The sequence below is a fragment of the Phocaeicola sp. genome (genome assembly GCF_057861905.1).
In genome coordinates, this window is record NZ_DBMACV010000036.1 from 20,289 (window position 1) to 32,599 (window position 12,311).

Annotated in this window: 10 protein-coding genes; 5 read left to right on the forward strand and 5 right to left on the reverse strand. The window is 42.8% G+C overall.

The window, feature by feature from the left end:
* Nucleotides 1–4 precede the first annotated feature (4 nt).
* From mreD to rodA, 3 genes are read left to right on the forward strand one after another with little or no spacing between them, the layout of a single operon-like run.
* Nucleotides 5–505, forward strand: coding sequence for a rod shape-determining protein MreD (gene mreD / locus ACZM60_RS08490; RefSeq protein ID WP_021970127.1), 501 nt, complete (start codon nt 5–7; stop codon nt 503–505).
* Complete coding sequence (gene mrdA, locus ACZM60_RS08495) at nt 505–2,355, forward strand: penicillin-binding protein 2 (RefSeq protein ID WP_489521277.1); 1,851 nt, start codon at nt 505–507, stop codon at nt 2,353–2,355. The genes mreD and mrdA overlap by 1 nt, the downstream gene beginning before the upstream one ends.
* Nucleotides 2,336–3,790, forward strand: coding sequence for a rod shape-determining protein RodA (gene rodA, locus ACZM60_RS08500; RefSeq protein ID WP_489521278.1), 1,455 nt, complete (start codon nt 2,336–2,338; stop codon nt 3,788–3,790). Before mrdA ends, rodA begins: the two co-directional genes overlap by 20 nt.
* Here rodA and ACZM60_RS08505 read toward each other — a convergent pair.
* The 5 genes from ACZM60_RS08505 to cls form a co-directional block, all read right to left on the reverse strand.
* On the reverse strand, nt 3,746–4,261 hold the full coding sequence (locus ACZM60_RS08505; RefSeq protein ID WP_340319840.1) for a gliding motility lipoprotein GldH: 516 nt from the start codon (nt 4,259–4,261) through the stop codon (nt 3,746–3,748). The two genes, rodA and ACZM60_RS08505, sit on opposite strands and share 45 nt — an antisense overlap.
* Nucleotides 4,258–5,892 (reverse strand): PSP1 domain-containing protein, encoded by a 1,635-nt coding sequence (locus ACZM60_RS08510; protein ID WP_489521279.1) that lies wholly within the window; start codon nt 5,890–5,892, stop codon nt 4,258–4,260. Before ACZM60_RS08510 ends, ACZM60_RS08505 begins: the two co-directional genes overlap by 4 nt.
* Nucleotides 5,893–5,896: 4 nt before the next feature.
* Nucleotides 5,897–7,021 (reverse strand): DNA polymerase III subunit, encoded by a 1,125-nt coding sequence (locus ACZM60_RS08515; protein WP_489521280.1) that lies wholly within the window; start codon nt 7,019–7,021, stop codon nt 5,897–5,899.
* Between the two features lie 2 nt (nt 7,022–7,023).
* The gene (metF, locus tag ACZM60_RS08520) at nt 7,024–7,977 is read right to left on the reverse strand and encodes a methylenetetrahydrofolate reductase [NAD(P)H] (RefSeq protein WP_340319838.1); all 954 of its coding nucleotides are present in this window, start codon (nt 7,975–7,977) and stop codon (nt 7,024–7,026) included.
* A gap of 110 nt (nt 7,978–8,087) precedes the next feature.
* Entirely contained in the window at nt 8,088–9,392 is a 1,305-nt protein-coding gene (gene cls / locus ACZM60_RS08525) for a cardiolipin synthase (protein ID WP_489521281.1), read from the reverse strand.
* Nucleotides 9,393–9,742: 350 nt separating this feature from the next.
* Between cls and susR the strand changes: the two genes are divergently transcribed.
* Nucleotides 9,743–11,446: a SusR family glycan utilization regulator gene (gene susR / locus ACZM60_RS08530; protein WP_489521282.1), complete on the forward strand. Its 1,704-nt coding sequence runs from the start codon at nt 9,743–9,745 to the stop codon at nt 11,444–11,446.
* A gap of 188 nt (nt 11,447–11,634) precedes the next feature.
* Nucleotides 11,635–12,219 carry a carboxypeptidase-like regulatory domain-containing protein gene (locus ACZM60_RS08535; protein WP_489521283.1) on the forward strand — a complete coding sequence of 195 codons (585 nt, stop codon included), beginning with the start codon at nt 11,635–11,637 and terminating at the stop codon, nt 12,217–12,219.
* The last annotated feature ends 92 nt before the right edge of the window (nt 12,220–12,311 follow it).

Below are 12,311 nucleotides of genomic sequence, written 5' to 3' on the forward strand. Positions count from 1 at the left end.
GGATATGGTATTGTTCTTACATAGATTGGTATGGTTTGTCTTTCTGGTACTGCTTCAGGTACTGGTATTGAATCATGTGCATATCCTGGGCTATGCAACTCCTATGCTTTATGTCTATTATATATTGGTGTTGAATGCCGAGATACCTCGCAAGTCGCTACTCTTGCAGGCTTTTTTCCTGGGACTGTGCGTGGATATATTCAGCAATACACCGGGCATGAATGCTGCTGCTGCCACTATGATGGCGTTTGCCCGTCGTCCTTTGCTGCGGATGCAGATGCTTCGCGATGTGACGGACGATTATATACCGGGTATCCGTTCAATGGGATTTTATCCTTTTTTCCGGTATGTATTAAGTGGAACGGTCGTGTTTATGGTGACTTTGCAAATAATTGATGCTTTTACTTTTTTCCGCATGAGTGAACTATTGTGGAAGATTGTAACAGATACGCTAATGACGGTAGTGGGTGTTATCTGTATAGACACTATAAGGAGGAAGAAATAGTGGATCGGAATTATAAGCTGTCAAAAAGAAGATATGTCATAGGTGGTGTCGTCCTGACGGTAGTTGCTCTTTTTATTATTCGCTTGTTTGCCTTGCAGATATTGAATGATGACTACCGGAAGAATGCCGACAGCAATGCATTTCTGAAAAAAATTCAATATCCGAGCCGGGGCGTGATATACGACCGTACCGGAAAGTTGCTGGTTTATAATCAGCCGGCTTACGACATAACGGTTGTCATGAAGGAAATTACCTCGCTGGATACTGCCGATTTGTGCAGTACACTGCGGATAACGCCCGAGTTTGTACGCCGTAAGTTTCACGACATGAAGGACCGGCGTTTGAATCCCGGATATTCTCCATATACCAATCAGGTCTTTCTGACTCAGCTCTCTGCTGAGGATTGTGGTATCTTTCAGGAAAAACTTTTTAAGTTTCCCGGCTTTTACATACAGCGGCGTACTATCCGGCAGTATAATTATAATGCGGGGGCGCACATCTTAGGTGATATTGCCGAAGTTTCCAAGCAGGAGATGGAGGATGATGACTATTATCTTCCGGGTGATTTCATCGGAAAGCTGGGAGTTGAGCGTTCGTATGAGAAACAACTTAGGGGAGAAAAAGGAGTGGAAGTTCTGCTTCGCGATGCACACGGACGTATACAGGGGAATTATATGGATGGAAAGTTCGATAAGGCACCTGTACCGGGAAAGAACTTGACGCTGAGTCTGGATATTGAACTTCAAATGTTGGGCGAGAGATTGCTGGAAGGTAAAATTGGCAGTATTGTAGCTATTGAGCCCTCTACGGGTGAAGTGCTTTGTCTGGTATCATCACCTACTTACGATCCCAGTCTGATGATTGGCCGTAGCCGAGGCAAGAATCACATCGAGCTGTCGAAAGATCCGTGGAAGCCTTTGCTGAACCGTGCAATCATGGGAACGTATCCACCGGGATCTACGTTTAAGACCACTCAGGCCTTGACCTTTCTGCAGGAGGGTATCATTACTCCGGGTACAATGTATCCGTGTAGCGGAGGATTTTCGTACCGAGGACTTCATGTCGGTTGTCACTCTCATCCGTCTCCTTTGGCTTTGATACCTGCTATCGCTACTTCTTGTAACGGATATTTCTGCTGGGGATTGTTTCATATGATTGGAGCCCGTCAGAAATATGGTTCCGTGCAGAAAGCCATGAATACATGGCGCGATTATATGGTATCTATGGGATTCGGTTATCAGTTGGGTATTGACTTGCCGGGTGAAAAGCGTGGTATGATCCCTAACGCACAATATTATGACAAGGCATATCGCCGTTCGTGGAATGGTTTGACCATCATCAGTATTGCAATCGGTCAGGGAGAGGTTACGGCTACGCCTTTGCAGATTGCCAATTTGGGAGTAACCATTGCTAATCGGGGATATTTTGTAACTCCTCATGTCGTGAAGGAAGTAGAAGGAGAAGCGCTTGATTCGATGTATGTGACCCGACGTTATACGAAAGTAGAAAAAAGCCATTACGACGAAGTTGTGCAAGGTATGCGTGCGGCTGTATTGGGAGGTACGTGTAGTTTGGCAAATATTCCGGAACTGGAGGTCTGTGGTAAAACTGGTACGGCACAGAATCATGGGAAAGACCACTCTGCATTTATGGGATTTGCTCCGATGAATAATCCGAAAATAGCCATTGCCGTTTATGTAGAGAATGGTGGATGGGGTGCTACATACGGAGTACCTATCGGGCGACTGATGATAGAAAAATATTTGACCGGGAAGCTGACCGAAGCAGATGAGGTATTGGCTACCGATATTCAAAACCGTAGAATTGATTATGGCTTACAGGAAAGATAGTTTATGGAAAACGGTTGACTGGTGGACGATAGCTCTTTATTTCGTCTTGATCGTATGTGGCTGGTTCAGCGTATGCGGAGCCAGTTATGATTACGGTGATCCGGATTTTCTGAACTTTACGACACGTGCCGGAAAACAGTTGATGTGGATTGGTTGTTCTTTCACATTAGGTTTTGTACTGCTGATGCTGGAAGATCGTTTGTATGATACATATGCTTATCTGATTTACGGAATCTTGTTGCTGTTGCTTTTCGGAACGATATTCAATCCGCATGAGATTAAGGGGTCGCGTTCGTGGATTGTATTGGGCCCGGTTAGTTTGCAGCCTGCCGAGTTTGCCAAGTTTGCTACAGCACTGGCTTTGGCCAAGTATATGGGCGAATATACCTTTTCCATGGAACGGGGACGGAAGATGCTGGTTGCCCTTGCCATTATCCTTGTTCCGATGTTACTGATTATTTGCCAGAAAGAAACAGGTTCGGCTTTGGTCTATTTGTCATTCTTCCTTGTTCTGTATCGGGAAGGAATGACAGGGTCTATTTTGTTTGCCGGAGTATGTGCCGTAATTTATTTTATTGTCGGAATCCGTTTCAGTAATGAACTGATGGCCGATGGCTTTACTTCGTTGGGGGAATTTGCCGTATTGGGATTGATTGTACTTTTTACGTCATTGCTGGTAAAGGCATATTGTAAAAACAGCGAACGGGCGGTAATTTATATTCTGTCTTTTGGCATTGGTTCGATGTTGTTGGGGTGGCTGTTCTCTTTGTACGTCATACCGTTTAATGTCGTTTATTTGCAAGGTGTAGTATGCGGAGCCCTATGTATTTATTTGGTTTATTTATTTCTGCATGAGCGCATTCGCAACTATCTGTATATATTGTTTTTTGCAATAGGTTCGGTAGGATTTCTTTTCTCTGCCGATTATGTGTTCAATGAAGTGCTTGAACCTCATCAGCAGATACGTATTAAAGTATTGTTAGGAATGGAAGATGATCCTACAGGTGCTGGTTATAATGTAAACCAGAGTAAGATAGCTATTGGCTCGGGAGGATTTCTGGGAAAAGGATTTCTGAACGGTACTCAGACCAAATTGAAGTATGTACCGGAGCAGGATACCGACTTTATCTTTTGTACCGTAGGAGAGGAGCAGGGCTTTGTAGGCTCCTCTATCGTGATTTTGCTGTTTGCTGCATTGATATGGCGGTTAATCTACCTTGCTGAGCGGCAAAGCACGCGTTTCGGAAGGGTATATGGCTATAGTGTGTTAAGTATCTTTTTCTTCCACTTGTTTGTTAATATTGGAATGGTTCTCGGACTGACTCCTGTTATTGGTATTCCTCTTCCTTTCTTCAGTTACGGAGGTTCTTCGCTTTGGGGATTTACCATTTTACTGTTTGTCTTTCTGCGTATTGACGCTGCCCGTGAAAGTTGATAGACGCATACCTACATCACTGATTCCCTTCAGCGATTTGTCGCGCATAATATGAACTATTTGCAGCATGCTGTCGGCTGTCGAGAGATAGATCGGTTCATTGGCAGTAAAGGTAAACTGGTATAAGTTTCCCGATGTGCCTTTTCCTTTCCAGTTTCCCCACTTGTCAGCCAGTTTCAAATGTAATGTGTCTGGGCGTTTGTCGGGAGTGAGCGGGTAAAGTACTTCCAGCCATATATCCTGATATGGATAGTTTTCTGTATGTCTTAATCCTATTTCCAGACTATAATGATGTCTGGTTAGTTGTGATGGTAGGGTATATTTCAAGGTATCTTGTTTAGGCCATCCATTTTCACTTAGGTTCTGGTAAGTATGGTAGACGGTATCATCATTGCAGGCCGCCAGGGAGAATAATAAGATTAATATTCCCCCCGCGGTGCGGATATATGATGAAGTTTTTAGTGTGGTCATGCTATTTCATTGTTGTTTTTTCGTACCTGCCGGCGTGGACGGTTAGGTTGTCTGTTGCCTCCTTCCGGCTGCTGTTGCTGGGCACGTGCTTCCGGCTGGTTAGGTTGTTGTTTGTTGTCGGCCGGACGGGGAGTGTTTCCTTGTTTTTTCCCTTCCGGCTGCTGTTGCTGGGCACGTACCTCCGGCTGGTTAGGTTGTTGTTTGTTGTCGGCTGGACGGGGAGCGTTTCCTTGTTTTTTCCCTTCCGGCTGCTGTTGCTGGGCACGTACCTCCGGCTGGTTAGGTTGTTGTTTGTTGTCGGCTGGACGCGGAGCATTTCCTTGCTTCTGAGGACGATTTCCTCTGTCGTTCCGGCGTTTTTCTCCCTGACGGTCTTCTTTCCGTCTTTCTTTTCCGTTGGTTGCAGGAATATTTGCAGAAGCTGCTGTATTATTTTCTCCCTTTACCTGATTCTCAACCTTTTCCTGATTAGGCATATCCTTGTTGGGTAGAAGCTTCTGAGCATTGTTATCCTGTTGTACATTAGCCTGACGAGCCTCTCCGTTTCTTTTTTTCTTTCGGTTCTTATTATTCCGGCTTTTATCGAAACGGGTTACACTTTCCTGTTCCAGCAAATCTTTCGGACGTGCTGGCTCATGCATCCCATTGTCATTTAATTTTTCAGGCTTTTCACCACGACGGTTCATGTTGATTACTTCGAAGGCACGACGTGCAGTAAGAGTAACTTCGTTGGCAAGGAAACTCTTGTCGGTAGAATAAATGATTTCTCCTTTCAGAATATCAGCCTTGAAATAATAGTACGTCGCATCCATTGTTTCGAGTGTAATCTCTTTGCTGGGAAGTCGTTTCTGGCATTCTACGTAGGCATCTACTTCGTAGTTGAGGCAACATTTCAGCTTGGCACATTGTCCTGCCAGCTTTTGAGGATTTAACGAAATATCCTGATAGCGTGCGGCCCCTGTAGATACAGAAATGAAGTTTGTCATCCATGTAGCGCAACACAGTTCCCGTCCGCAAGGACCGATACCGCCGATGCGTCCTGCTTCCTGACGGGCACCGATCTGTTTCATTTCGATGCGCACGCGGAAAGCTTCAGCCAGTACTTTGATAAGCTGACGGAAGTCTACTCGTTCATCAGCGATATAATAGAAGATAGCCTTGTTTCCGTCGCCCTGATACTCCACATCGCCAATTTTCATTTGCAGCCCCAGTTCGGCAGCAATCTGGCGTGAACGAATCATTGTAGCATGTTCACGGCTTTTGGCTTCCTCATATTTTTCCATATCCACCGGTTTTGCCTTGCGGTATACACGGCGTATTTCAGCATCCGGCTTTATATTAGCCTTACGCATCTGTAACGGTACAAGGCGTCCTGTTAGCGTTACAGTACCTATATCATGACCCGGACTGGCTTCTACGGCTACGATGTCACCTTTTTCCAGTTTCAGGTGATTGCTGTTCTTGAAATATCCTTTCCGGGTATTTTTGAACTGTACTTCCACCATATCCTGTTCTTCGCTGTTGCCTGGTATATCTGCCAGCCAGTCGTAGGTATTCAGTTTATTATCTTGTCTTCCGCAGCCCTTGCAACACAATGAGCCACTTCCGTTTTTCAGTATAAATTTGTTCATAGTTTCAATTCTTTAGTAGTACAATCATTTTCAGGGCGAAATCGAAGAATACGAATTTAGGGTTTACATTCTGTTCGATATGTCGTCCGGCTTCCTCCAGCTCATCCATGATACCCATGACGTTTCTTTCGTTGACGAAAGAAGCAAATCGAGAAGCAAATTGAGCTTCTTCACGTCCCAGAAAATTCATTTCCGAACAGTGGAAGTTATATATAAAGTTTTCCCGTATCATGCGCTGGCAGTATGCCAGTAGATTTTTCTGTCGTTCTCTGCCTAATGCAGCAACTTGTTCACTCCAGGCTTTCATCTCCTTTAAGCGTCGTGCGTAAGCCAGTCGCATCAGCGAAGTGAACAATTCGAAGAAGAGGCGGTTCTCTTCTCCCAGATGTATGTTTTCTATTGCCCGCAATACACTTCCCGCAGATAGGTGTGCGATATCGGCTGCATCGTCCGGCTGGAGCATGTATCGTGTACGTAATAGTCCGGCTATGTCATCCTCACTCAATGGAGGCAGATTGAAGCGCTGCATACGGCTGGTCAGGGTAGGCAGGATATTTTCAGGTGCTTCACTCACCAGTAAGAACAAGGTATAGGCGGGCGGCTCTTCAAGGAGTTTTAGTAACTTGTTTCCGCATTCTGCATTCATCTTTTCCGGAAGCCATACAATCATGATTTTATAACCTCCCTCTCCCGCTTTCAGAGAAAGTTTCCGTTGAATTTCATCACTCTCGCGTACAAAAATCTGTGCCTGTTGGTTTTCTGCTCCCATGCGTGCCAGCCAGTTGGCAAGCGAAAAATAAGGCGAATCGATAATCTGCTGTCGCCATACATCAATGAAATCGTCGGATACGGTGTCGCGTCCGGCTTTTTTCTTGATGACCGGAAAAGCAAAATGAACGTCGGGATGTATCAGTTTGTTCATTTTTATACACGAAGGACATTTACCGCAGGCGTCTTCTTCACCCGGATTTTCGCAACACAGATAGCGTGCCAGTGCCAATGCCAGTGGTAATTTGCCTGTACCTTCTGCACCACAGAACAGTATAGCGTGTGGCACTCGTCCCTCGTGAACGAGTGTCAGTAAATGGCGTTTCGCCTCATTTTGTCCTATGACGTCTTTAAAAAACACGGTTAATAAATTTCTTTTGCTACGCGGCGTACGCTTTCTGTAGCTCCAACGGTATAAAAATGAATGCTGGGAACACCGTGAGCTATCAGTTCGCGGCACTGGTTAATACACCATTCCACTCCCAGTTGACGGGCTTCTTCGTCCGTCTGGCATTTTAAGGCTTCCACAGCCAGCTCCTGAGGTAAGTCTACTTTAAATGTTTTGGGGATGACAGACAACTGAGACAGTTTGCTGAACGGTTTGATTCCCGGAATGATAGGAATGTCAATTCCTTCTTGACGCACACGGTCTACAAAATCGAAGAACTTGCGGTTGTCGTAAAATAATTGTGTTACGGCATATTCCGCTCCCGCTTCGACCTTTTTTTTCAGCCAGTAGATATCCTGTTCCATGTTAGGAGCTTCTTCGTGCTTCTCCGGATAGCAGGCAACTCCATAGCTGAACGGTCGTACTGGTGCTTTGATCGGTGAACCATCGACAAACACTCCACGGTTGAAGTCATTGATTTGCTGTTCCAGTTCTACGGCGTGTGCATAGCCTCCTGGCTCGGGAGTAAAGACTTGTTCGTGTTTAGCCTTGTCGCCGCGTAAAATCAGCAGGTCGGTAATGCCCAGGAACTGCAGGTCCAGTAGTACATATTCGGTATCCTCACGTGTAAATCCGCTACATAGAATATGCGGCACTACCGTGATATTATACTTGTTCTGTATGGCTGCTGCCACTGCTACCGTACCCGGACGGCGACGGATTCGCTTACGTTCATACAGCCCGTTGCCCAGTTCGCGGTAAACATACTCGCTACGGTGCGTAGTTATGTTAATATATTTCGGGTCGAATTCGCGTAAGGAATCGATGGTTTCGTATAATTTTTCTATCCCTGTGCCTTTTAATGGAGGAAGTATCTCGAATGAAAAGGCAGTCTTTTCAGGTGATTTGATTAAGTCAATTACTCTCATTTCACTATTTTTGCGCCTTGTTAAGGGGTTACATATTTGGCAAAAATAAGAAAAATATTGTACTTAACGGGAGAATGTTTCTTAAAAAATTTAATTTGGTTGCCGATACATCAGAGCACGGGGGTAAACAGATGAGCGAACCATCCGACAAAGCGTTTCCACGGCGTTCGTTTCTTGTAAACCTCCTTGGTCATAATCGTACTGTTTTGCTTGTCGGCACTGAATATGTCAGTCAACTGTGAGGTTATCGGAAGGTCGAATACAAAAGCATTTATCTCGTAGTCATATCTCAGGCTGCGGCTGTTCAGGTTTGTACTTCCTACCGTACAGAAGCGCTCGTCTACCATCATAACCTTCGAATGGTGAAATCCTCCGTTGTAAACATAAATATGGGCTCCCTTTTTTCTCAGCTGATTGGCGAGATAGAATGCTGCATCGGGGGTAAAGCTGATATCCGACTTACCGGGAATCATAATTTCTACTCTGACTCCACGGTCGACGGCTCTTTCGATTGCACGGCGTATGCTGGCAGTGGGAGTAAAGTATGGATTAATGATTTGTATCTTTCGTTCTGCTGTATTGATGGCTGCAATGTAGGCGTGCCTCATTGCTTCCGGAGATATTTTCGGAACTCGTTGTACAATAGCTACCTGATGACCGGCATGTACGGGTGCTGCATTCAGAGAATCTTTTCCAAAAGGGAAAAATTCATCACCTTCTATATGCTGTTTGGTTTCTTTGTTCCACATGGTAAGAAAAGCCTGTTGCAGTTTTTCCACAGCAGGTCCTTTGATGCGGATATGCATATCTCTCCAGGCTCCGATTTTGGGCAGTCCATTGATATAATAGTCTGCAATATTCATACCTCCCGTATATCCGACCTTTCCGTCTATTACAACGATTTTCTGGTGGTCGCGGCTTGCGGCATGATTTACGTATGGAAATGTTATCGGGTCGAATGTGACGATTTCTATACCTTCCTTACTTAGTTTTTTGAGCAATCTTTTTCGAAGTGGGCGGTTGTTCGACATGTTTCCAAAAGCATCGAACATGGCTCTGACCTTTACTCCCTCTTTAACTTTCAGTGCGAGCAGGTCGAAAAGTGCATTTCCGATGGAATCATTTCTGAAATTAAAATATTCCAGATGAATGTGATGCTTTGCCTTTTTGATTTCTTCAAAAAGGTCATTGAACTTTTCTCTTCCGCTTGGTAAAAGTTTCAGTTCATTATTGTTGATGATTTCTACGTTCTGCTCACGCAGATATCTTGCAAACAGAGAATCGGCAGGCAGGTATTCGGTTATTGTATCCTCTTCTGCTACATATGATTGTGATTGTGCATATCCGGGTACGCCGAATTTCACAATCAATAGGATTAAACAAAAAAATATTTTGTGAAATCTGTAGTCATTCATGCATCGATAGTTTTTGTGAGGTGCAAAAATATGGATTTTAATTAAGAATTAATAATGACTATGCCAGCTTTTCTGCAAATAGTTACTATTTGACTGTAAAATCAGATGAAAAGACCGTTTCTTGCAATCTGTTGTAAGATTTGAAAGTGTATGATTATATAGTCATAATATCTAACCTTATACGACTTTGTATGTGTAATAAAAATTGAGAAGAAAGTTGTTAGATACATATTTACTGAGAATAATTACGTTTGGTATCTTTACAAAGTAAGAGTAGATTATTAAAATTTTCTATAATTTTGTAATAAAGAAAATACGTATTTGTGAGATATACCTAAAATGAAAATTAGATGAAAAACTTGCCTTTGTTGATCTGTTTATGGTTATTTGCTGTAGTACAGCTTAATGCTCAGACTTCTTCATTGGATCGTTTGTTGTTGAGTCTGGATACTATTTTAATACATAGTGAGGATTATGCGAAAGAAAAAGAGATGAAGATAAAGCAACTTCGTATGCGTAAGGTTCCTTCTAATTTAGAAGAAAAATTCTGGTTCAATAAAATGTTTTATGATGAATATTATGTGTATAATGCCGATACAGCAATGGTGTATGTAGTAGATAATATTCGTATTGCCCAGCAACTTAATAAGTCGGAATGGGAGCAGGAGTGGAGGTTGAACCGGGTTTTCTTGTTGGTCGCTACCGGATTATTGTATGAAGCAGAAACCGAGTTGAAGCAGATTGATGAAAACCGTTTGCCTTCGGATTTGCGCTTGCAGTATTATGACCGTAAGATTTATTTATATTCTCATTTAAGTCAATATGTAGGAAAGCCTGAATATGCCAAAATCTATTATGAGGATGAAATAAAGCTCAAGGAAGAAGCTCAAAAGATGGTCAATACAGGAACCCCTTTTTATTATTGGTTTAAGGCCATGTTTTATCGGGATTTCCCTGATTCGATGGAATATGATACATTGAAAACCCAGTTAAAAGCAATTGTTGAACACTCTTCATTGAATACCCGTATGGATGCGATGAATTCGTACGTATTGGCACGTATGTACATGAACGAAGGCGATGAAGATAATTACATGCGTTATCTGATTTATTCTTCCATTGCTGACGTGCGCATCTGTAACCGGGATATAGCGTCGATGGAAGAGTTATCGTCCTTACTCTATAAACGTAATGATATCGACAGAGGGTATACCTACATTAATTATTGTTTGCAGATGGCGCTTAAATATCCCAACAGAGTGCGTGTGGTAGGAATTTCTACTGTCTTGGATAAATTACATCAGGCCTACCAGGAACGAAATATTTTACAGGAAAAGCGGCTGAAGAATTTTCTTTATACGGTGAGTGTTCTGTCGGTCGTATTGCTGGTGGTAGTGTGTCTGATTTATATTCAGTTCAGGAAGTTGGCAAAGTCAAAAGCTCAGCAGCATGAAACCAATAAATTGTTGAATTCACATGTGGAAGAATTGTCGGAAGCCTATAAGATGCTGGCCAATGTCAATGAAGAACTAAGTCGTGTAAATGAACAATTGAAGTCTACCAATAATCAGTTACTGGAAGCAAACTATGTAAAAGAAGAATACATTGGCTACGTTTTTTCCATTTGTTCCAGTTACATTAGTAAACTGGAAGAATACCGTAAGAATGTCAATCGTAAGTTAAAGACCGGACAAGTGGAAGAGTTGAAATCATGGTCTGCCAGTACCAGTATTGTTCAGAGTGAGCTAAAAGAGTTCTATCATAGTTTCGATGCTATTTTCTTACATGTTTATCCCGATTTTGTCGATGATTTTAATGCTTTGCTTCGTCCAGAAGAAAGAGTTGTATTGAAAGATGGAGAACTGCTGAATACTGAACTGCGTATTTACGCACTTGTTCGTTTGGGTATTAATGATAGTGTGAAAATTGCTGAGTTTCTCCATTGTTCTCCCCAGACCGTTTATAATAACCGACTGAGAACACGAAATAAAGCTGTCATTCCGAAAGAAAATTTTGCGGAAGTGGTACGTTCACTTGGGAAAATGCAACGGTAATACCTGTTGAATTTTCTTCTTTTAGTCTGAAGAAGTTTACCTCTTGTATAATTTACCTACTTGAGAATCAGCGTTCTTTTCTTGTTTTCCTTTACTTGTGCTTTTTACCGAGTCATACACGGTGATATTTCTGATTTTAATTTTGCCGCAGAGATTCAAACCGTAATGTTAACTTTAAAAACAGATTTATGAGCACAAGAGTAAATCAATCGCAAGCTGTGAGATATGTTGTGGCTGTCTGGGGCTTGCTGTTTTTCTTCTCATTCAGTCTGTATGCACAGAAGCTGAATGTGACAGGAAATGTAAAGGATGCTACTGGTGAAACAATTATTGGAGCCAGTGTCCTGGTGAAAGGAACGACCAACGGAACCATTACTGATTTCGATGGAAATTTTAGTCTCTCCGATGTTGACCAAGGTAGTGTTATCGAAGTTTCTTATATCGGTTATACCACTCAGTCCATAACCGTTAAGGATGCTTCTCCTCTAAAGGTCATTTTAAAGGAAGATGCCGAAACATTGGAAGAGGTCGTGGTGGTAGGATATGGAGTTCAGAAGAAAGCCAATCTTACGGGAGCTGTAACTTCCATGAAAAGTGATGAACTGATCAAATCGCGTGCGGCCAATGCGACGACGGCACTTGTAGGTCAGATGCCGGGATTGATTTCCAAACAGGCTAAGGGAGAACCAGGTGCCGATGATGCCAATATTTATATTCGTGGTATTGCTACCTTTCAGGGAGATACATCACCGGCCTATATTATCGATACGTGAGTTCGGGATAAGAAAGTATCTTTAAAAGTTGGTAATCACCGAATTATTTTGTATATTTAAGTCTGACAAACAATTAATTACAAATTAACAAC